This is a genomic window from Actinoplanes palleronii (assembly GCF_016862315.1).
Lineage (GTDB): Bacteria > Actinomycetota > Actinomycetes > Mycobacteriales > Micromonosporaceae > Actinoplanes > Actinoplanes palleronii.
Window position 1 is genome coordinate 52,817 of record NZ_BOMS01000004.1, and the last position, 19,833, is coordinate 72,649.

Sequence of the window (19,833 nt, forward strand, 5' to 3'; positions counted from 1 at the left end):
CGGACACAACCCGCGGGCCGGCCGGAGACTTCCGTGTGCGGTGACATCATGCGGGTTCCTCGACGGCGGCACGCTGCGCCAGCGTGCGCAGCACCGACGCGCCGGCCACCGCGACACCCGCGCCCAGGCCCAGCGCCAGCACCACCAGCACCCGCTCGGCCACCGCCGGCCCGGCGAACGGCAGCACCGCCCGGTGGAACGAGGTCACGTCCGGGAGGACGAAGATCGCGGTCAGCGCGGCGCCGGCGCAGACCGCGAGCAGGCCGGCCGGGCGGCCGCGCAGCACGGTGACCACGCCGCCCAGGATCAGCGGCCAGCTCAGCAGGTTGATGCCGGCCGCGCTGAGGAACGTCCCGGCGGCCGGCGCCGACTCGACCGCCAGCGTGGAGCCGGTGACGTGCACGATCGACGCGGCCATCGCGACACCACCGGACGCGGCCAGCAGCAGGTCGGCCCGGTGCAGGCGACGAGCGATCACGGGTACGGCCACGGCCGTCACGATAGCCAGCGCCCACCAGGGCAGCGGGTTCGGCGGGCGCTCGCCGGTCAGCACCCCGCTGACCGTGACCGTGGTGCCGCGGGCGTCGACGGTCAGCGACCAGTCCGCCGTACGATCAGGTTTGATGTTTTTGCCCTCGGGAGCGGACCGTGAGTCAGCCCAGGTCAAGACGTTGCCGGAGGCAACGGTGGCCGGAGTGCCGGCGCCGCCGTCACCACTGACCGTGACCGGGCCGCCGGTGTTGTTCGTCAGCCGCAGCTTCGCGCCGTCCTCGATCGCGACCACTTGGAGTCCGGCGATCGCCGGTGTGACGGTCACCACCCGGCTGCGCGCGTCCGTCGCCACCAGGCCACCGGCGTGCGCCGCCGCCGGCCCGGCCGAGCCCAGCACGAGCGCCGCGGCCACCGCCGTCAGCACCGCGAGACGCCGGAGCGGGGCGGCGGCCGGCCGGTTCACTCCGGCTGCAGGTATTGGATGCTGCGGACGACCAGGACCGTCGCGGCACCGGTCAGCGCGCTGAAGGTGAGCAGGCCGCTGACCATGTGCACGTTCCAGCCCACCGTGCCGGTCACGCTCTGCCCGACGGCCAGCACCGCGCCCCACACGATCGGCGGGGCGAGCAGGCCCAGCGCGATCCAGCGCGCGGTCACCGGCAGCTTCACGAACCGGTTTGCCACCCGCAGCAGCAGCTCGACGACCGGCGCGGCGATCGCCACGGTCAGCTGCGGCCACCAGGCGTCCTCGGAGTCGAACATCAGGTGCATGAGCAGCGCGGGGATGGCGACCAGCGCGCTCGCCAGGCCGATCGGCAGACGCCAGCGGCGGCCGATCATCAGGATCGGGGCCAGCAGCAGCACGGTGCTGAACAGGTAGCCGTGCACCAGCTGGCCGTCGGTGGAGAAGACCAGCGGGTCGTCGTCGCCGCTGCCCAGGTGGCGGAAGCCGAGCGCGCTGGCGTGCAGCGAGTAGATGTGCAGCGGCAGCACCGAGAAGAGCGCGGAGATCGCGACCAGGAACCCGCCGCCGACACTGAGCGTGCGGCCCGGACTGGTGGCGAGCATCAGCGCCGGGCCCATGGCGACCAGCACCATGCCCAGGATGATCAGCTCGTGGCTGGGGCTGACGAAGATCTCGAGGTTCTTCTCGATGCCGAAGATGTTGTGCCAGAGGGTGTCCACGCCGCCGCCGACCAGCAGCGCCGCCATGCCGCCCATCGGGATGCGCAGGGCGTTGGGCAGGGCGAGCAGGCTCCGGTACGTCGGGATCGCCGGCAGCCGCGACTTCATGATCCAGAGGAGGGTGAAGCCGGACGCCGCGATGCCCGAATACAGCACCCCGTGCCAGGGCGTCCAGAACGTCTCCAGCTCCGGCGTGGTGGCGTGTGCGTACGCGTCGAGCTGCAGCCCGATCACCAGCCAGGCGCTCGCGATCAGCAGCACCCAGCGTTCCCGCGCGGTGAACGCGGCGATGCCCGCGGTCGTGCCCTCGACGGGCTGCGGCCGCTCCACGGACGTAGTCACGTTTCCCCCTCTGAAAGAACCGGCGACAGCAACCTACATCGCCGGTGTTACATAGCTCGATCAGATACTGGACCGACCCGCCACAATGGTGCGCCAGTCGCTAAACGATCAATTGACGGCATGACGGTCACCTCCCGGAGTTCCTTAAAATCTGTACCGATAAGGTGTGTTCCGTGGCGAACCTACGGGCGACACAGAAGTTGATGACACGACGACTTCTCCTGGACCACGGGCTGGCGCTCTTTCAGGACAAGGGGTACGCGGCCACCACCGTCGACGAGATCGCGGCCTCGGCCGGCACCACCCGCACCACCTTCTACCTGCATTTTCCGTCCAAGTCGCAGCTGATGCAGGCACTCGTCGAAGACCTCGACGACATCCGGACCGCCGACGACGACCCGCCGCTGGCCGAGGTGGTCGCGCGGGGCGACCGGGCGCTGATCGAGCAGTGGCTGAACCGGAAGTTCGACCAGTGGGGCGCGGTCCGGGCTCACCTGGTGGCGGCGTACCAGGCCGCCGCGATCGAACCGGAGATCAAGGCGACGGTGGAGACGTGGTTCGAGACGGTCACGAGCGCCCTGCACGAGGGCCTGGACCGGGCCGGCCGCTTCGACGCGGCCAGCCGCCCGATCCGTTCGATGCTGGCCTTCGGCCAGTTCGAGTACGTCGCCCGCCGCTGGCTGAGCACCGGCTGGACCGTCGACCGCACCATCTGCCTGCGAACCCTGTCCGACTCCTGGTGCCACCTGCTGGCGGGCTGACCCGCTCCGGCCTCAGCCGCCGGCACCGCGCCTTCCACGCCGCGCCTTCCACGCCGCGCCGCACCTCCACGCCGCGCCGCACACCCGCGCCCTCCACGCCGCGCCCTCCGCTCTCGGCGCCGCACCCTCAGTCGCGGAGGGTGAGTTGTTCCTCGAGGTGGAAGATCTGGTCGAGGACGAGCATGCCCTCGTCGGGGCGGAGTTCGCCCAGCACCGGGAAGAACTCGGCCATCGCGGCCTGCCAGCGGGCATTGACCTCGGTGCGGGCCATCGCCTCCTGCGCGGCGGCGAAGTCGTCGGTCTCCAGCGTGCCGACCAGCAGGCCGTCCGGGCGCAGGAACAACCGGTAGTTCCGCCAGCCGGTCGCGTGCAGGGCGCTCAGCATCTCCGGCCAGACGGCGGCGTGCGCCGCCCGGTACGCGTCCAGCTTGCCGGGGTCGACCTGAAGCGTGAAGCAGACGTGAGCCATCAACATCCTCCCCTGCGCGGACCGGAATGAAACGTATCACCGATTAGGGTCCGCAGCGTGATCTACTACGTGGACGACAAGGACGTTCCCGGACTGCCGTGGTCCCCGGCGCGGGTCCTGACGGACCTGTTCGAGGAGATCGACCGCATGAGCGCGGTTGTCGGCGCCCGGGGGAAGCTGCCGTACATCGGGATGATCCGGGACATGGCTTACCCGTTCATCGGTATCGACGACGATGGCGTCTTCCACTGGATCGCCATCGAACGGAACATCGAGGTCGGACACCGCCAGACCGCCGACCGGGGCGAGATCCTCTATTGGGCGCTGGAGGACACCACGTCCGTGCTGGCGAGCAACTGGAAGCTGGAACACCCGCGCCGCGGCCAGGAGCAGCGGGTCACCGGATGGATCAGGCAGTTCGACCTGCTCTACAAGCTGAATCCGGCCTGGGCACAGCGTTGCCGCCAGGAACTGGCCGACACCCTCGTCGATGTCCCCGACACCGGGATCCCGCCCCTGCCCGGACCGGTCTGACGCTGGCCGCCCTGGCCCTGGTCAGCACGTGGAGTGGAACAGCCCGCCGACCGGGGCCGAGCCGGCCAGGTTGTTGTAGATCTGGACGGCCTCGGTGGTCTCGGCGACGTGGACCTCGATGTCCCGCTGGCGCAGCAGCTCCAGGGTCGCCGGGTCGACCTGCAGCACCAGGTCCATCCCCCGGGACAGCACCAGCACGGTGGCGCCGTGGTCCAGCAGCTCCGCGACGTCGGCGGGCTGGATGCCGGGGTCGTGCCTGGTCCCGGTCTCGGTCCAGTCCCACGGCCGGCCGCCGCCCGGCCAGAGCATGAAGTCCTTGCCCGCCGCCAGCCCGTCGATCTCCATCTTTCCCCACGACACCGCGAGGATCCTCGGCGAATCCGCCATCGTTCCCACCTCCGTCACGTCTGAGTCTGCCGCTCCGGGTCCCACTCGGCACGCTCCCAGGCCGCCTCGAACTCGTCCCGGCCGACCTCCTGCCCGACCAGCTCCGGGTCGTAGAGGTCGACGACCGGCGGGTTGATCGGCCAGTCCTCCGCATCGTTCTTGATCCACGGACCGTCCTCGGCGAGCAGCACCTCGCGCAGCCGCCGGCCGTCGGCGCCGATCTCCATCAGGTACAGCTCCGGATCGCCCTCGTCCCAGGGGCGGCGCAGGTACACGACCTCCCGGTCGGCGAACGCCCCGAAATCCGGCCGGCCCCGCTGCGCGTCACGTTCCGCCCGCAGATCGTCAAGCCCCTCCGGCATGACCGGCGCGTCGATGTCCACCTCCTCGATGTCCGGGTCCCGCACGGCCCGCTCCAGCGACTCGGCGTCCGACTCGACCGCGACGTCGCGGAACGTCTCCCGGATCTCCCGCACCGACCGGGCGTGGATCCACCACCACAGCCCGCCCATCCCGTAGTCGTGGATCACGAGGAACCGCTGCTTGCCACCCACCTCGTCCATAGATTCCGATCATTCCAGTACGCCGGCCGCGGCCTGCAGCGCCTCGGCCAGCCGCGCCGCCGCCGGTGGCAACGGTTGGTGCAGCCAGGCCAGCATCATCTGCCGGCCCTCGTCCGACCCGCCGCGGACCGGCAGCACCCGGACGCCGTCCGGCACCGTCCCGGCCAGCACCGGCGGGATCGTGGTGAGCCCGCACCCGGCCGCCACCAGGTGCAGCTTGGCCAGCCAGTCCCGGGCGACGTGAGCGATCACCGGCCGCTCGTCCAGCCCGGGCCAGACCCCCATCAGCCGCTCGTCACCGGAACTGTGCCCGGCGATCCACTCCTGTCCGCGCAGCTGCGCGACGTCGATCGCGGAGCCACCGGCCAGCGGATGGTTCGCCGGCACCGCGACCATCAGACTCCGATCGGTCAGCACCCGCGTCCGCAACGGCGGCATCCCGGCATCCGGCAGCCCGTGCCGCCGCCGAGGCGTTCCGGCGCCCGGCAGCCCGTGCCCCTGACCAGGCGTTCCGGCGCCCGGCAGACCGAGCGGTGTCGTGGTGGCGATCACCGCCAGGTCCAGGCTGCCCGCGCGCAGGGCACGGATCAGCGCGGACGTGGCGGCCTCCCGGGTGGTCACGGTCACCCCCGGATGCGTGCGGCGCAGGTCGGCCAGTGCGCGCGGCACCAACCCGGCACCGGCGCTGGTGAACCACCCGAGCCGCACCGCGCCGTCCGGACCGGGCAATCCGGCCAGCTCGTGTGCCGCCGCCTCGATCTGCTCGGCCACCGCGACCGCGCGCCGCAACACGATCCGCCCCGCCGCGGTGACGCGCACCCCGTCGTGCCGCCGCTCCAGCAGGTCCGCCCCCACGGCCCGCTCGAGCGCCGCAATCTGCCGGGACACTGCCGACTGCGTATAGCCCAACGCCACGGCGGCCGCGGTGAAACTCCCGCGCTCGGCCACCGCCCGGAACACCCGCAAAGCTACCAAGGACGCGTCGGTGATCGCCATGACGATTACTCATACCAGGTATGAGTAAATCTCGTTGGCGGCATCCGGCGGCACCGGCCTAGCGTGGTCGCATGACTACACGTATCGCCCTGGTCACCGGGGCTACCCAGGGGCTCGGCACGGCGCTGGTGGCGGGCCTCGCCCAGCGGATGAATCCCGCCGACATCGTCTATCTGACCGGCCGCGACGCGGCCCGGGTGAGCGCGGCCGTCGCCGCGCTGCCGGAGACCACCGCGGAGGTCCGCGGCGCGGTGCTGGACGTGTCCGACCCCGCGTCGGTCACCCGGCTCGCCGCCGAGCTGGAGCACCGCGACGGCGGGGTCGACGTGGTGTTCGGCAACGCGGTGATGCGGGTCGGCCCGGATGACGATCCCCGTGCGATCGTCGAGGAGTACACGGAGGTCAACAACTTCGGCACCACCCGGGTGCTGCGGGCCTTCGCTCCCCTGCTGCGCGACGGCGGCCGGCTGATCGTGGTGGCCAACTCGCTCGGCACCCTCACGTTCCTGGCACCGGTGCTGCACCGGCACTTCGACGGCCTGTCCTCGCTGGACGCCGTCGACACCGCCACCGCCGACTGGCGTGACCAGGTCCGCGACGGCAGCGCGCGGGCCGGCGCCTGGCCGGGCTTCGTCAACATCCCCTCCAAGATCGCCCAGGTCGCGGCGGTCCGCGCGCTCGCCCGGCAGCGCCGCTCCTCCGACACCGAGCGCGGCATCCTGGTGGCCGCCGTCTGCCCCGGCATGATGAACACGCCGACCTCGGCCCTGTGGTGGGACGTCAGCGCCGCGCCGACCCCGGAGCAGGCGGCTGTTCCGCTGCTGTCGCTCGCCCTCGACCCGATCAAACCCGACCACTACGGCGAGCTGATCCGCGACGGAGCGGTCCTCCCCTGGCACCCGGCCCCCTGATCCCCGGCGGCTCAGGGCTCGCCGGCCGTCGCCACCACGGGGGCCGGGCCGCCTGGCCGCAGTCACCGCAACGCCCGGTCGCCCGGCTTCAGCCGCCGTGATGCGCCAGCGCCAGCCGCGGCCACCTTGGCACCGGGCCGCCTGATCTCGGCCTCCGTGACGTGCTGCCTCCCGACCGCGGCTGCCTTGGCCCTGGCCCTGGTTACCTGACCGCAGTCGCTATCAGGCGCTGTCTCCGACCGCGGCTGTCCTGACAGGGGGCCTGAGCTCAGCCGGCAGCGCCGGCTTCGTGAGCGCTCGCAGCCGGGGGCACGGGGTCGGGGTGAGCGCCCAGGGCTTTCAGCCGGGTGTCGTCCAGGCCGAGGCTTCGCAGGTGCGCCAGGTCGCCGGCGGAAACGGGCGGCCCGGTCGGAGCTGGCTCGAAGGTGCCCGGCTCGAAGGTGCCCGGCTCGGGCAGGCCCGGCCCGGGGAGGGGCGGCCCGGAGGTGCCCGGCTCGGAGGTGCCCGGCTCGGAGAGGGGCGGCTCGGAGAGGGGCGGCTCGGGGAAGAACGGCTCGGGGAAGGGCGGCGCTGGGGGTTGCGGGTCGAGGTTGAGGAGGGCTAGGACGTGCAGGGTGTGGTGGAGCACCGAGGCGAGGTCCGCCGGGGTGATCCAGCGGCGGGACGGCTCCACGATGAAGAGTTCGTCGCCGAGGACGGTCCAGGGCGGGATCTCGCCGTGCAGGGCGGCCCAGCGCAGCTCGGGGCGGTGCAACCGGGGCGAGTCACCGACGTACTGGAAAGGCAGTCGCCATGCCATCGACGGCGCCGGACGGGGCAGCTTCAGCACCACGAAGATCGCCCAGCCCTCGCGGTCCCGGACCGCGCCGGCGAACGCCGCGCCGGAGAAACGCACGCGGCCCGCGGCGATCGGGAGGCCGTCCACCTCCCTGATCCAGGCGGTCCCGACCACCGCGCGGCCCTGCTGCAGGCCCTGCCACGGCCAGGCCCGGGTGCGCGGATCGATCGGGCTCCAGCCCGCGCCCTCGACCGCACGGGTCATCCGGCGGCGCCGGCGCCGCCGGACGAGAAGCGCGGCGGCCGTCGCACCGGCCACGCCGGTGACCAGGGCGCCCAGGGCGATCCGGGGGTGGAGGACGAGCCACGTGCCCAGCAGGTACCGCAGGCCGAGCAGCGCCGCGCCGAACGGCACGAACACGGCGAGGCCGCGCAACCACCGCTCGGTCGTCTCCACCGCTTAGCAGCGCTCCATCGATCAACAGAGTAGGAGGTCACGGCGACCGGTTCAGCCCTCGCTCAGCCTCCTCCGGTGAGAATCCGCACGTGAGTGGTCATTTTCACGGCATACGGGTATGCGGAAGTGCGCTGTACTAAGCGGACGGACTCGGACGGGAGCAGGCAATGACTCAGCTAGGTCACCGCCAACGTGTGGTCGTGGTGGGAGCCGGTTTCGGCGGGCTCTTCGCGATCAAGGCGCTGCGCAAGGCTCCGGTGGACATCACCCTGATCAACGGCACGACATATCACCTCTTCCAGCCGCTGCTCTACCAGGTGGCGACGGGGATCCTGTCGGAGGGCGAGGTCGCCCCGCCGATCCGCGAGGTGCTGCGGCGGCAGGAGAACGTGGACGTCCGCCTCGGCTGGGTGAAGGACGTCGACATCGAGAACAAGGTCGTCTCGGTCGCCGGGCCGGGCATCGACTACACCGTGGAGTACGACACGCTGATCGTGGCGGCCGGCGCCTCGCAGTCGTACTTCGGCAACGACCAGTTCGCCGACCACGCGCCCGGCATGAAGAGCATCGACGACGCGCTCGAGTTGCGCGCCCGGATCTTCGGCGCGTTCGAGGTGGCCGACCTGCAGACCGACCCGGAGGCGATCCAGCGCTGGCTGACCTTCGTGGTGGTCGGCGCCGGCCCGACCGGCACCGAACTGGCCGGGCAGATCGCCGAGCTGGCCCACCGGAACCTGCCGGGGCAGTACAAGCACATCGACCCGCGGAAGGCCCGGATCATCCTGGTCGACGCGATCGGGGCGGTGCTGAACACGTTCGGCGACCATCTGTCGGCCAGCGCGCAGCGGCAGCTGGAGAAGCTCGGCGTCGAGGTGAAGCTGAACACCAAGGTGGTCGGCGTCGACGCGACCGGCATCGAGGTCGAGGACGCGAACGGCCGGCACCGGATCCCGTCGGTGACCAAGGTGTGGGCGGCCGGGGTGGCCGCGCCGCCGCTGGCCCGCAAGCTGGCCGAAGCGGCCGGCGCCGAGATCGACCGGGCCGGTCGGGTGCTCGTGGAGAAGGACACCACGCTGCCCGGGCACCCGGAGATCTTCGTGCTCGGCGACATGATGCACCTGGCCGGCGCGGACGGTAAGCCGCTGCCCGGGGTGGCGCAGGTGGCCATCCAGAGCGGCCGGCACGCCGCCGACCAGATCAAGCGGCGGCTCGGCGGCAAGGAGACCGGGCAGGCGTTCACGTACTTCGACAAGGGCAGCCTGGCGACGATCTCCCGGTTCTCCGCGGTGGCCAGCATCGGCAAGGTGCGACTGTCCGGCTTCCCGGCCTGGGTGGTGTGGATGGTGGTGCACCTGCTCTACCTGGTCGGCTTCAAGAACCGGGTGACTGCGGTGCTGCACTGGGCGGTCAGCTTCGTCGGGCGCGGGCGGGCCGAGCGGGTGGCGACGCAGCAGCAGGCGTTCGCGCGGCGGGCGATCCGGGCCTACGGCGACCCGTTCGAGCGGGAGCGTGCGGAGGCCGCCGACGCACCGGCGCCCCGGACGGACGAGCAGGCCGCGCAGGCCACCCCGGTGGACCACGACCAGGCGCCGCGGACTCCGGCCACGCCGGCGAAAGCCGAGCCGGCGAACACCGAGCCGGCGACAGCCGAGTCGGAGAAGACCGCACCGGAGCTGGCCGTGAACGAGCAGGTCGCGGACGAGCGGGAGCCGCTGAGCGTTCGGGAGTGATCTTCGCCGGGGGAGGGCGGCGCATGGGAGCGTGCCCACCCGGGCATGTAGAACGACATGCGCCGACCTCTCCTTCCGGCCCTGCTGGCCACCACCCTGCTGCTCACCGCCGCGTGCAACGACCACGACGAGAAGGGGCAACCCTTCGCCGATCACGACGACGCGGCCCGGGTCGTCACCGGCGGCAGTGTCGGCGACCATGACCGGGCCACCTTCGCGGTCATCTCCGGCGCGGACGTGGTCCGGGTGCGCGCCGCCGACCTGGGTGGTGACCTCTACCGGGTCTCCACCGCCGACGACGCCAAGGTCCGTCCGTCGGTCCGGCTCGACGGCGACACCGTCTACGCGGGCCTGGCCGACACCGGTGACCCGGGCCCGGCCCTGGTCACCGCGGAACTCAGCAACGCCGTGCACTGGCAGCTCCGGTTCGACGGTGGCGCCAAGGAGGAGTCCGCCGACCTGACCGGCGGCAAACTCACCGGCGTGAGCTTCGTCGCCGGCACCAGCCTGGCCGACGTCACCCTGCCCGCCGCGCAGGGCACGATCCCGGTCACGCTCGGTGGCGGCGCGAGCCAGGTCAGCGTGCACCTGACCGGTGATGCGCCGGTCCGCGTACGAGTGGGTGGGGGTGCCGCGACCGTGACCATCGACGGCGTTCGCCGTTCCGGGATCGCCGGAGGCACCGATTTCACCCCGTCCGGTTGGGGCACGGCGACCGACCGTTACGACATCGATCTCACGTCAGGTGTATCGACCCTGACCGTCGACCGGCGGTAACCAGAAGTTCGATCATTAGGTAGCGTGTACCGGCCCCGTCAGGAAGAGAAAGAGGCCCCGATTGATGCCGGTCACCGCCGCGACCGTTCTCGCCGCTCGGCAGCCGGCAATGGCCCCGGTCTTCGGGACCCTCACCCTCTTCACCGGCCGGATGGGGTCGGGCAAGAGCACCCTGGCCCTGCAGAACGCGTTCAACCGCCGCCAGGCCGGCCGGCCCGGCGTGCTGCTGACCAGCCAGGACCGGGCCGGCGAGGGGATCATGTCGTCGCGCCTCGGTGTGACCGCGGACGCCATCGAGGTGGATCCGGAGATGGACCTGGTCGCGATGGTCACCGAGCGGGTGCCGGCCGGCGGTTTTGTGATCGCCGACGAGGCGCAGTTCCTCACCCCGGCGCAGGTCGAGCAGCTGGCCTGGGCGGCCGACGAGATGGCCGTCGACATCGACTGCTACGCGATCATCACGGACTTCCTGTCCCGGCTGTTCCCGGGCGCGCAGCGGCTGGTCGAGCTGGCTGACGTGATCACGCCGCTGCAGGTCGAGGTGACCTGCTGGTGCGGGCGGCCGGGCCGGCAGAACGCCCGGATCGTCGGCGGCGAGGTGGCCCGGGCCGGCGCGCAGGTCGCGGTCGGCGACACCACCGAGACGTCCGCGGTCTCCTACCGGGTGCTGTGCCGCCGCCACTGGCGCAGCGGCGAGCCCGGCCCGATCTGATCCTTGCGCGCCGCCGACTCGCTGACCACCTGCGGTCCGCACGGCGGGGCACCGTGGCGGGAAGCGGCGGGCAGACCGGTCAGCGCGGCGGGATCGGCAGCGGCGACTGCGGCTTGGTCACCGCGAACGCGAACGTCGTCTTGATCGACGCCAGTGCCGGGATGGACCGCAGCTCCCGCCGCAGCAGGTCCTCGTACGCCGCGAAGGACTGGATGACGATCTTGACGAGGTAGTCGTCGTCCCCGGCCAGCAGGTACGCCTCGACCACCTCGGGGATCGTCCGCAGCCGCTCCTCGACCTCGTCGACCACTGCCGAGCCGTGCGAGATCAGGGTCAGCCGGGCGAACGCGGTGATCGGCAGCCCGAGCGCGTCCTGGGACAGCACCGCGGCGTACCGCTCGATCACGCCGGACTCCTGGAGCAGCCGCACCCGCCGCAGGCAGGGTGACGGGGACAGCCCGACCCGGTCGGCCAGCTCCTGGTTGGTGAGGCGGCCGTCCCGCTGCAACTCGAGCAGGATCCGGCGGTCGATGGCGTCCAGGCTCTCCACGTAGCAGATTCTGCCACTGCAGGCCCTTCCCGTGGCAGAACTAGCAATCGCGTGCCAGCCGATTGTTCCTAGCCTTTCCCCCAACGACCAGGGGAGGGAATCGCTCGTGCACCGTCATCGAGGCGTGGCCGCACTCGCCGCGGCCGTGGTCCTGTGGGCATCGTTCGCGCTCACCATCCGCGGGATCGGCGCCTCCGGCCTGACGCCGGTCGACGCCGCGTTCCTGCGGTTCGTCACCCCGGTGCTCCTGCTCGCGCCGTGGCTGCCCCGTGCGCTGCGCGCGGTCCGCCGGGAACGTCCCGGGGTGGTGGTCGCGCTCTGCCTCGCCGGGCTGCCGCACTTCCTGCTCTCCGCGCTCGGCGGGCGCCTGACCACGGCGGCCCTGGTCGGGCTGCTGCTGCCCGGGTCGGTGCCGCTGTTCGTGGCGGTCATCCTGGCCGTCACCCGCGGCGAACGGGTTCGCGGCCGGCGGCTGATCGCGCTGACCGCGATCGTGCTCGGCATCGCGGCGACCGCCGTGCTGACGACGGCCGGCGCGACGACCACCGGGATCGGGGTGCTGCTCGCGGCCGGGTTCGTGTGGGCGGTCTACACGATCGGGCTCGGCCGGACACGACTGGATCTGATCAGCGTCGTCCTGGTGATCTGCACGCCGGCCGCGCTGGTCGCCGCCGTACTGGAGGTCACCGGCGCCCTGCCGGTGAACCTGACTTCTGCCCCGGTGTCGCACCTTGCCCTCTTCGTCGTCCTGCAAGGTGTCGGGACCGGCATTTTTTCAACCCTGAGTTATGGGTACGCGGTCCGCAGGCTCGGCAGCGGCATCCCGGCGGTGATCGGCGCGATCAGCCCGGTGCTCACCACGGTCCTCGCCGTGCCGCTGTTCGGTGAGCCGATCACGGCCGGCGTGCTCGTCGCCTTGGCGCTGGTCGTGGGCGGAGTGATCACCTACAACGTGAAACCACGGGACCGAGCCGGGTCAGCACTTGCCGGTCCCCCACCAGCGGCAGGCCACCGTCCACATGTCCGCGGTCTGCAGCCGCACCTCACCACCGGCGTCGTCGAGCACCCGGCGGCCGCCGGCCAGCTGCACCTCCAGTGACTCGCCCGGCTGCAGGACCGTGCTCTCCTCGAACCGGTGCTGGTACCGGCTGACCACCGCGTGCCCCTGCAGGTCGACCGGCTGGTCGCTGGTGTTGACCACCTCGATCTTCTCCACCCCGGCGTACTTCACCCGGAGGGTGACCTTGCCGGTCAGCGGGCTGCCGCAGTGCACCCGGCACGGGTAGAGCATCGCCTGCCGCAGGTCGCCCTGCGGGTCGAAGAGGTACGCGCCGTCGCCGACCGAGTGGCCCAGCGGGTCGACGTTCGTGAAGATCGGCGCGGTCAGTCCCCAGTACTTGTCGGTCGCGGTGTCGGCGCCCTTGCCGACGTGCACGTAGACCGCGCCGCCCGCGGGCACCTCGGCGCCGGCCGCGAACGTGTACCGGCGCAGCCCGGAGTCCCGCACCCACCAGCCACCGATCGGGACCGGCTGGGCGCCGGTGTTGCCGATCCGGACCCACTCGCCGTTCAGGTTGGTCGCGTCGTCGCCGTCCGCGTCGCTGTTCGCCCAGACGGACAGCTGGGCGTCCTGGGCCGGTCCGGTACCGCAGTAGTCGTCGTCCCACATCAGGTTCTTCTCGGCCGCCGCGTTCGCCTCGGCCAGCTCGTACGCCGAGTCCCAGGCCCACTCGCCGGCGAACGGGAGCCACAGGGCGTACCCGTGTCGTACCAAATCTTCGCCGATATCCCGCCACTTACCATTGATCTTGACCGACATCGATCGCAGTGGCCGACTGCGGCTCTGGCTGCCGGACTTCTGCGCGGTCATCCGGACCACGCCCTTGCCCGCCTTGACCAGCTGCTCGACCCGGGCGGTCGCCTCGATCGCGTGGCAGTCACCGCGGCGCTTGGCCGGCTGCGGCGAGTAGACGTGCTGCTCCATGGCCTGCACGCCGATCAGCCGGATCGAGCGCGGGGTCTTCGTGCCGTCGCCGTTCACGTCGACCAGCAGCGTGTCGCCGTCGGCCACCCAGGAGACCTTGCCGGTCCAGACCGAGCAGCGGGGGCTTCCGGCACCGGGGCGGCAGGCGGTGGTGGCGGCTTCGGCGGGGGCGGGGAGGGCGGCGAGGGTCAGGGCGGTGGCGGTGGTGAGGGAGGTAGCGAGGGAGAGAAGACGGCGCAGCATGTCACCAGGATCGGCGGGGGTGGGTTGCGGGACGAGTGCCGATGGGCTGCGGGCTGGTTGTGATCATGACGCGCGAGCCCAAAGCCCGCCTCTCCCCGGGGGCTCCCCCGCTGACAGTCTGACCGCGAGCAGACCCCCGCCGCAGCGAGCATGTGGACAACCCGAGACTGTGGAAACCTCAGCCCCGCCCCGACCCCACCCTCCGGGTCCGCTCTACCGCCCCCGCGTCCACGCAGACCCGATCCCGCCCCGTCCGCTTGGCCTCATACAACTGCGCATCCGCCCCGGCCAGCAGCTCCGCCTGCGAACTCCCCGGCATGGCCGCATCCGCCCCGATGCTCACCGTCACCGGCAGCTCCCCGGTCACCGGCTCCCACGGATGCCCGGCGATCCCGGCTCGCACCCGGTCCAGATACCCCGCCACCTGCTCCCCGTCCATCCCCCCGACCACGAGCAGGAATTCCTCCCCGCCCAGCCGAGCCGCGAACCCCCCGACCGGCGCCGCGTCGATCAGCAACCGGGCCACCTCGATCAGCACCCGGTCCCCCACCTCGTGCGTGCACTGGTCGTTGACCCGCTTGAAGTGGTCGAGGTCGAGCAGCGCCGCCCACAGCGGCGCCCCGGTCCGCGCGGCCTGCTCGATCATCCCGGGCAGTTGCTCGTCCACGTAGCGCCGGTTGCGCAGTCCGGTGAGCGGATCCCGGCGGGCCTGCTCGCGGAACTGTTCGGCCTCTTCCCGCGCCTCGTTGACCTCGAACAGCGCCTGCCGGCTGCGCGCCTGCGCCTCCCGGGCCGCGGAGATCACTTCCTTCTCGGCCGTGTGGAAGCGTTTGTGCTCGGCGAACGCATTGGCGAAGTCGCCGGCCGCGGCGTACAGCTCGGCCTGTTCCTGCATCACCCGGACCAGGATCTCGCCGTGCCCGTGCGCCTCGCACTGGTCCCGGCAGGTGTTCAGGGTGTCCTGCGCGTTCGGCAGGTCGCCCTGCATCCGCCGGGTGGTGGCCAGGGTGAGCAGGAACTCGGGCAGCGAGTCGGCCTCCTGCGGCCCGTCCGGGTATCCGCTGATGGCGACCAGGATGGTCTGTTCGGCGTCGCCGTAGTGACCGAGGGCGATCTGCACGCTGGCGACCGTGTCGAGGTCGTTCGGGTCGAGCCGGTGATTGCTGGCGGCGGCGGTGGCCCGCATTCGCCGCACCACGTCCCAGGCCCGTTGCGGGTCGCCGGCCAGGAATTCGGCGTACGCGTGGTTGTTCAGCACCATCATCCGGTCGCGGATGTCGGTGCTGTGTCTCGCCAGCTCCTCGGCCTGCCGGTAGCGTTCCCGGGCCGCCTCGATCGAGCCGGTCTCGGTGAGCGCGTCGGCGTACTTGACCACGTACGGCAGCCGGCGGCGGGGCGGGACGGTGTCGTCGAGCGCCTCGACCGCGGCGACCGCGTGTTCCAGCAGCGCGGCCACGTCACCCAGGTTGCGGTAGGTCCGGCCGAGCAGCAGGTGACTGCGGGCGATCAGGTAGCGGTTACCCCGGGCGTGCGCCCACTCGTTGATCAGCCACATCGCCTCGGCGGCGGCTTTCAGCTCACCGGAGCGTTCGGCCGCGTCGGCCTGGATCAGCCGGGCCCGCATCCGGGCGACCGCGTCCCCGTCGGCGGCGGCGTCCTGCTCGACCTCGACGGCGCGGGCCGAGCGACCGGCCGGGTCACGGCCGACCCAGTCCTCCAGGTCGTCGAGTTCCGCCGCCCGTGCCGCGAACGCGGCCGGGACGGCGGCACTATCTGCCGCCGTCCGCATCAGGGCCGTTCCGGTCACGTCCGACCATCGGCACGGATCCGCGGCATCGTAGCTTTCCGGCGGGCATCCGATCATCGTGCGCCCATCGGGCACAGCGGGCAAGGAGGTCGTCACGAGTCGTTAAAACCTATAAACCCTATAGGTAATGTATATTGATCGAGATTGTTACGCCGCGGACACGCTACGTAAGGGATCTCGATGATAAATCCGCTCGTTAACCGCCGCACCCTGCTCGGGGGACTTCTCGGAGTGACCGCGCTCGGCCTGACCGGATGTGCCGGCGACGATGCCGCCGCCGCGAGCCTGAGCGCCTCCGACCCGCTGCCGACGACCGTCGACCCGGCCACCGCACTGGTCATCTCGATCCACACCACGCAGGTCGCGCTGCAGGCCTCCGGCGAGATCGGCAAGCTGCCGTTCACGGTCAAGGACTGGCCGAACATCGCGGCCGGCCCCGACGTGATCACGGCGTTCCGGGCGCACTCGGTGGACCTGGCCAACAACGCGGGGATCCCGCCGATCCAGGCCGCCGCGATCGGCGTGGACGCCAAGATCGTCGCGGTGCAGACCGTGCAGAAGCCGCAGTACACGTACGTCACGGCGCCGGGCAACCCGGTCGCGGGGCTGACCGACCTGCGGGGCAAGAAGATCGGCTTCTCGCAGGGCCAGGCGCAGGGCGTGGTGGTGCTGCGCACCCTCAAGGAGCAGGGCCTCACCCCGAAGGACGTGCAGCTGATCGCGCTGCCGAGCACCAAGTTCCTGGTCGCGTTGCAGAGCGGGCAGATCGACGTCGCACCGCTCGCCGAGCCGTCGATCACCAAATACCTTCTCGAGTACGGCAAGGACGGCGCCATCCAGTTCCCGATGACGGCTGTCGACTATCTGGGCGTGCTCTGGGCGCCGGGCGAGGTGCTCGCCGACGCGGGCAAGGTCGCCGCGATCCGGTCGTTCATCCCGTTCTGGGCCAAGGACCAGGTCTGGCGCTGGGAGAACAAGGAGAAATGGCTGGACGCCTACTACGTCAAGGACCAGCAGGTCTCCCCCGCGGACGCCGAGCGGATCGGCACCACGCTGCAGAAACCGTTCTTCCCGCGGAACTGGGACAAGGCCGTCGCGTGGGAGAAGGAGTCCGCCGACCTGCTCGTCGAGGGCGGCTTCATCAAGCCGATCGACCCGGAGAAGCTCTTCGACCGGCGCTTCCAGTCCCTCGCCGCGGACGCGGTACCCGCCGAGTACCAGGAGTGACCATGGCCACCGAGACGTTCTCCGTCGCCACCCGACCCCGATCCCCGGTTCCGGCCGTCCGCCGGGCGCGACGCCGCCTGGGTCCGGGCAGACCTCTTCCGTACGGAAGATTGCTCGGTCCCGCCCTCCTCCTCGCGCTGTGGGCGGCGGCCTCCGCGAGCGGTCTGCTCGATCCTCGCAAGCTCTCCGCGCCGTGGGCGGTGGCCCGGACCACCGCGGACATGATCTCCACGGGTGTCCTGCAGGAGCACGTGCTCACGTCGCTGACCAGGGCCACCGCCGGCTTCCTGATCGGCATCACGGCCGGCCTCGCGCTCGCGGTGATCGCCGGGATCAGCCGGATCGGCGAGGCGCTGATCGACGGCCCCATGAAGATCAAGCTGGCCATCCCGACCATCGGCCTGATCCCGCTGCTCATCCTCTGGCTCGGCATCGGCGAACTCTTCAAGATCGTGATCATCGCGGTGGCCGTGGCGGTGTACATGTACATCCAGGTCTACGCGGGGCTGGTCGGCATCGACAAGCGTTACGTCGAGCTGGCCGAGGTGCAGGGCTACCGCCGGAGCGAGTTCCTGCGGCACGTCGTCCTGCCCGGTGTGCTTCCGCAGTTCTTCGTCGGCCTGCGCCTCTCGCTCACCGCGTCCTGGCTGGTCCTGATCACGGTCGAGCAGATCAACGCGCTGAGCGGGGTCGGCTACATGATGGAGCAGGCCCAGCAGTATGCACAGACCGACGTGATCCTGGTCGGCCTGGCCGTCTACGGCATCTTCGGTTTCCTGTCCGACGCGCTGGTGCGCGTGACCGAGCGGAGGGTGCTGTCGTGGCGACGGACACTGGCGAGCTGACCGGCGTACGGATCGACAAACTGACCCGGCGCTTCGGCGACCACGTGGTCCTCGACCGGGTCGACCTGCAGATCGCGCCCGGCGAGTTCGTCGCACTGCTCGGGCGCAGCGGTTCCGGCAAGAGCACGCTGCTGCGCGCCCTCGCCGGTCTCGACTACGACGTGGCCGGCGACGGCGAGTTGCGGATCCCGGACCGGGTGTCGGTGGTCTTCCAGGACTCCCGGCTGCTGCCCTGGCGCCGGGTGCTGGACAACGTCATCCTCGGCCTGCGCGCGCCGAACCCCCGCGAGCGCGGCGCCGAAGCCCTGGCCGAGGTGGGTCTCGCCGGGCGGGAACGCGCCTGGCCCACCGAGCTCTCCGGCGGCGAGCAGCAGCGGGTGGCGCTGGCCCGGTCCCTGGTCGGCGAGCCGGAGCTGCTGCTGGCCGACGAGCCGTTCGGTGCGCTGGACGCGCTCACCCGGATCCGGATGCACGGCCTGCTGCGCGCGCTCTGCAAACGGCATCAGCCGGCGGTGCTGCTGGTCACCCACGACGTGGACGAGGCGGTGCAGCTGGCCGACCGGATCGTGGTGCTGGACGGCGGCCGCATCGCCGTCGACATCCGCCCCGGCCTGCCCGACTCCCGCACACCCCGTGACCCGGGGTTCCAGGAGGTCCGTGAACTGCTACTGCGAGCCCTGGGAGTCACCTCATGACCCGGCAACTGCACCTGAACGCGTTCCTGATGACGGTCGGGCACCACGAGGCGGCCTGGCGGCTGCCAGAGAGTGACCCGTTCGCCCACCTGGACGTCCAGCACTACGTCCGGCTGGCCCGGATCGCCGAGCGCGGCAAGCTCGACTCGCTCTTCCTGGCCGACAGCCCGGTGCTGTGGAACAGCGTCGGGCACCGCCCGTCCGGTGGCCTGGAGCCGACCGTGCTGCTCACCGCGCTGGCCGGGGCCACCGAGCGGATCGGCCTGATCGCCACCGCGTCGACCAGCTACAACGAGCCGTACAACCTGGCGCGGCGGTTCGCCTCGCTGGACCACGTCAGCGGCGGCCGGGCCGGCTGGAACGTGGTCACCACGGCCGGGCCGGACGCGGCCCGCAACTTCAACCTGGACGACCAGCCGGCACACCGCGACCGGTACGCGCGGGCCGCCGAGTTCGTCGACGTGTCCCGCAAGCTCTGGGACAGCTGGGAGGACGACGCCGCGCTCGGCGACAAGGCGAACGGCGTCTGGGGCGACGACACGAAGATCCACCCGGCCGGGCACACCGGCGAGTACTTCCAGGTGGCCGGCGCGCTGAACGTGCCACGGTCCCCGCAGGGTCACCCGCTGCTGGTCCAGGCCGGCTCCTCGGAGGACGGCAAGGCGCTCGCCGCGAGGTACGCCGACGCGGTCTTCACCGCCCAGCAGACCCTCGAGGACGCCCAGGCCTTCTACGCCGACCTCAAGCGCCGCGCCCTGGCCGAGGGCCGTGACCCGGACACCGTCAAGATCCTGCCCGGGATCGTGCCGGCGATCGGCTCCACCCAGGCCGAGGCCCTGGCACTGGAGGAGGAGCTGGAGCAGCTGATCAAGCCGGAGTACGCGCTGCGCCAGCTGGCACAGACGCTCAAGCTGGACCCGTCCGCGCTGCACCTGGACCGGGAGTTGCCCGACGACCTGCCGGACGAGGACGAGATCGAGGCGGCCAAGAGCCGGTACACGCTGATCGTCGAGCTGGCCCGGCGGGAGCGGCTGACCGTACGGCAGCTGATCGGGCGGCTCGGCGGCGGCCGTGGGCACCGCACCTTCGCCGGCACTCCGGAACAGGTCGCCGACGCGATCCAGCACTGGTTCGACAACGGCGCCGCGGACGGGTTCAACATCATGGCCCCGGTGCTGCCGTCCGGTCTGGAGGTCTTCGTCGACCAGGTGGTCCCGATCCTGCAGCGGCGCGGGCTGTTCCGCACCGAGTACACCACCCGCACCCTGCGCGACCACTACGGCCTGCCCCGCCCGGCCGGCGTCCTGAAAAGCAGTGCCTGAAAAGCAGTGTGTGAAGTTTCGGTGCGGAGCGCACCGAAACTTCACACACTTCCCCTTCCCGGGGTCG

The 19,833-nt window shown here is 71.4% G+C and carries 20 protein-coding genes and 1 pseudogene; 11 read left to right on the forward strand and 10 right to left on the reverse strand.

Annotated elements, in window-relative coordinates:
* Positions 1 to 46: 46 nt before the first annotated feature.
* Positions 47 to 955 (reverse strand): hypothetical protein, encoded by a 909-nt coding sequence (locus Apa02nite_RS00865; protein ID WP_203823366.1) that lies wholly within the window; start codon positions 953 to 955, stop codon positions 47 to 49.
* Entirely contained in the window at positions 952 to 2,019 is a 1,068-nt protein-coding gene (locus Apa02nite_RS00870; RefSeq protein ID WP_203823367.1) for a hypothetical protein, read from the reverse strand. Before Apa02nite_RS00870 ends, Apa02nite_RS00865 begins: the two co-directional genes overlap by 4 nt.
* A 203-nt stretch (positions 2,020 to 2,222) precedes the next feature.
* Between Apa02nite_RS00870 and Apa02nite_RS00875 the strand changes: the two genes are divergently transcribed.
* Positions 2,223 to 2,780, forward strand: a complete 558-nt coding sequence (locus Apa02nite_RS00875) for a TetR/AcrR family transcriptional regulator (RefSeq protein ID WP_203823368.1) — start codon at positions 2,223 to 2,225, stop codon at positions 2,778 to 2,780.
* Between the two features lie 127 nt (positions 2,781 to 2,907).
* Here Apa02nite_RS00875 and Apa02nite_RS00880 read toward each other — a convergent pair whose 3' ends face one another.
* Positions 2,908 to 3,249, reverse strand: a complete 342-nt coding sequence (locus tag Apa02nite_RS00880; RefSeq protein WP_067686076.1) for an L-rhamnose mutarotase — start codon at positions 3,247 to 3,249, stop codon at positions 2,908 to 2,910.
* 57 nt (positions 3,250 to 3,306) lie between these two features.
* Between Apa02nite_RS00880 and Apa02nite_RS00885 the strand changes: the two genes are divergently transcribed.
* Positions 3,307 to 3,783: an Imm63 family immunity protein gene (locus Apa02nite_RS00885; protein ID WP_203823369.1), complete on the forward strand. Its 477-nt coding sequence runs from the start codon at positions 3,307 to 3,309 to the stop codon at positions 3,781 to 3,783.
* Between the two features lie 21 nt (positions 3,784 to 3,804).
* Here Apa02nite_RS00885 and Apa02nite_RS00890 read toward each other — a convergent pair whose 3' ends face one another.
* Genes Apa02nite_RS00890 through Apa02nite_RS00900 form a run of 3 tightly spaced genes read right to left on the reverse strand, consistent with a single transcriptional unit; the run spans position 3,805 to position 5,729 of the window.
* Positions 3,805 to 4,170 (reverse strand): Mth938-like domain-containing protein, encoded by a 366-nt coding sequence (locus Apa02nite_RS00890; protein WP_203823370.1) that lies wholly within the window; start codon positions 4,168 to 4,170, stop codon positions 3,805 to 3,807.
* 14 nt (positions 4,171 to 4,184) lie between these two features.
* Positions 4,185 to 4,733, reverse strand: coding sequence for a hypothetical protein (locus Apa02nite_RS00895; RefSeq protein ID WP_239164027.1), 549 nt, complete (start codon positions 4,731 to 4,733; stop codon positions 4,185 to 4,187).
* 9 nt (positions 4,734 to 4,742) lie between these two features.
* Entirely contained in the window at positions 4,743 to 5,729 is a 987-nt protein-coding gene (locus Apa02nite_RS00900) for a LysR family transcriptional regulator (protein WP_203823371.1), read from the reverse strand.
* Positions 5,730 to 5,800: 71 nt separating this feature from the next.
* On the opposite strand from Apa02nite_RS00900, the gene Apa02nite_RS00905 reads away from it, so the two are divergent.
* On the forward strand, positions 5,801 to 6,640 hold the full coding sequence (locus Apa02nite_RS00905; protein ID WP_203823372.1) for an SDR family NAD(P)-dependent oxidoreductase: 840 nt from the start codon (positions 5,801 to 5,803) through the stop codon (positions 6,638 to 6,640).
* Between the two features lie 268 nt (positions 6,641 to 6,908).
* Here the strand turns inward: Apa02nite_RS00905 and Apa02nite_RS00910 are convergent, their stop codons facing one another.
* Positions 6,909 to 7,874, reverse strand: coding sequence for a hypothetical protein (locus Apa02nite_RS00910; protein WP_203823373.1), 966 nt, complete (start codon positions 7,872 to 7,874; stop codon positions 6,909 to 6,911).
* Between the two features lie 200 nt (positions 7,875 to 8,074).
* On the opposite strand from Apa02nite_RS00910, the gene Apa02nite_RS00915 reads away from it, so the two are divergent.
* The 3 genes from Apa02nite_RS00915 to Apa02nite_RS00925 all read left to right on the forward strand — a co-directional run bounded on the left by Apa02nite_RS00915 (position 8,075) and on the right by Apa02nite_RS00925 (position 11,093).
* On the forward strand, positions 8,075 to 9,604 hold the full coding sequence (locus Apa02nite_RS00915; protein ID WP_239164028.1) for an NAD(P)/FAD-dependent oxidoreductase: 1,530 nt from the start codon (positions 8,075 to 8,077) through the stop codon (positions 9,602 to 9,604).
* A 57-nt stretch (positions 9,605 to 9,661) separates the two neighbouring features.
* Complete coding sequence (locus Apa02nite_RS00920) at positions 9,662 to 10,381, forward strand: hypothetical protein (protein WP_067686086.1); 720 nt, start codon at positions 9,662 to 9,664, stop codon at positions 10,379 to 10,381.
* Between the two features lie 64 nt (positions 10,382 to 10,445).
* Positions 10,446 to 11,093, forward strand: a complete 648-nt coding sequence (locus Apa02nite_RS00925) for a thymidine kinase (RefSeq protein ID WP_067686088.1) — start codon at positions 10,446 to 10,448, stop codon at positions 11,091 to 11,093.
* Positions 11,094 to 11,172: 79 nt separating this feature from the next.
* Here Apa02nite_RS00925 and Apa02nite_RS00930 read toward each other — a convergent pair whose 3' ends face one another.
* Complete coding sequence (locus Apa02nite_RS00930) at positions 11,173 to 11,643, reverse strand: Lrp/AsnC family transcriptional regulator (RefSeq protein WP_067686090.1); 471 nt, start codon at positions 11,641 to 11,643, stop codon at positions 11,173 to 11,175.
* 106 nt (positions 11,644 to 11,749) lie between these two features.
* Here Apa02nite_RS00930 and Apa02nite_RS50810 point away from each other — a divergent pair, with 106 nt between their 5' ends.
* A complete protein-coding gene (locus tag Apa02nite_RS50810) occupies positions 11,750 to 12,742 on the forward strand; it encodes a DMT family transporter (protein WP_239164029.1) in 993 nt (330 codons plus the stop codon).
* 210 nt (positions 12,743 to 12,952) lie between these two features.
* Here Apa02nite_RS50810 and Apa02nite_RS52200 read toward each other — a convergent pair.
* Both Apa02nite_RS52200 and Apa02nite_RS00940 read right to left on the reverse strand, forming a co-directional pair.
* Positions 12,953 to 13,870 (reverse strand): annotated as a pseudogene (locus Apa02nite_RS52200) (lamin tail domain-containing protein); the annotation flags it as partial.
* Between the two features lie 178 nt (positions 13,871 to 14,048).
* Entirely contained in the window at positions 14,049 to 15,677 is a 1,629-nt protein-coding gene (locus tag Apa02nite_RS00940; RefSeq protein WP_203823375.1) for a sensor domain-containing diguanylate cyclase, read from the reverse strand.
* Positions 15,678 to 15,857: 180 nt separating this feature from the next.
* Here Apa02nite_RS00940 and Apa02nite_RS00945 point away from each other — a divergent pair, with 180 nt between their 5' ends.
* The 4 genes from Apa02nite_RS00945 to Apa02nite_RS00960 all read left to right on the forward strand — a co-directional run bounded on the left by Apa02nite_RS00945 (position 15,858) and on the right by Apa02nite_RS00960 (position 19,766).
* Positions 15,858 to 16,904, forward strand: a complete 1,047-nt coding sequence (locus Apa02nite_RS00945) for an ABC transporter substrate-binding protein (protein WP_203823376.1) — start codon at positions 15,858 to 15,860, stop codon at positions 16,902 to 16,904.
* Positions 16,905 to 17,014: 110 nt separating this feature from the next.
* Positions 17,015 to 17,749, forward strand: coding sequence for an ABC transporter permease (locus Apa02nite_RS00950; RefSeq protein WP_239164030.1), 735 nt, complete (start codon positions 17,015 to 17,017; stop codon positions 17,747 to 17,749).
* The gene (locus tag Apa02nite_RS00955; protein WP_203823378.1) at positions 17,725 to 18,444 is read left to right on the forward strand and encodes an ABC transporter ATP-binding protein; all 720 of its coding nucleotides are present in this window, start codon (positions 17,725 to 17,727) and stop codon (positions 18,442 to 18,444) included. The genes Apa02nite_RS00950 and Apa02nite_RS00955 overlap by 25 nt, the downstream gene beginning before the upstream one ends.
* Positions 18,441 to 19,766 carry an LLM class flavin-dependent oxidoreductase gene (locus Apa02nite_RS00960; protein WP_203823379.1) on the forward strand — a complete coding sequence of 442 codons (1,326 nt, stop codon included), beginning with the start codon at positions 18,441 to 18,443 and terminating at the stop codon, positions 19,764 to 19,766. The genes Apa02nite_RS00955 and Apa02nite_RS00960 overlap by 4 nt, the downstream gene beginning before the upstream one ends.
* The last annotated feature ends 67 nt before the right edge of the window (positions 19,767 to 19,833 follow it).

Coding starts and splice junctions, on each gene's coding strand:
- Apa02nite_RS00875 (WP_203823368.1), top strand. CDS start 2,223: ATGACACGACGACTTCTCCTGGACCACGGGCTGGCGCTCTTTCAGGAC.
- Apa02nite_RS00880 (WP_067686076.1), bottom strand. CDS start 3,249: ATGGCTCACGTCTGCTTCACGCTTCAGGTCGACCCCGGCAAGCTGGAC.
- Apa02nite_RS00890 (WP_203823370.1), bottom strand. CDS start 4,170: ATGGCGGATTCGCCGAGGATCCTCGCGGTGTCGTGGGGAAAGATGGAG.
- Apa02nite_RS00895 (WP_239164027.1), bottom strand. CDS start 4,733: ATGGACGAGGTGGGTGGCAAGCAGCGGTTCCTCGTGATCCACGACTAC.
- Apa02nite_RS00900 (WP_203823371.1), bottom strand. CDS start 5,729: ATGGCGATCACCGACGCGTCCTTGGTAGCTTTGCGGGTGTTCCGGGCG.
- Apa02nite_RS00905 (WP_203823372.1), top strand. CDS start 5,801: ATGACTACACGTATCGCCCTGGTCACCGGGGCTACCCAGGGGCTCGGC.
- Apa02nite_RS00920 (WP_067686086.1), top strand. CDS start 9,662: ATGCGCCGACCTCTCCTTCCGGCCCTGCTGGCCACCACCCTGCTGCTC.
- Apa02nite_RS00925 (WP_067686088.1), top strand. CDS start 10,446: ATGCCGGTCACCGCCGCGACCGTTCTCGCCGCTCGGCAGCCGGCAATG.
- Apa02nite_RS00945 (WP_203823376.1), top strand. CDS start 15,858: ATGATAAATCCGCTCGTTAACCGCCGCACCCTGCTCGGGGGACTTCTC.
- Apa02nite_RS00960 (WP_203823379.1), top strand. CDS start 18,441: ATGACCCGGCAACTGCACCTGAACGCGTTCCTGATGACGGTCGGGCAC.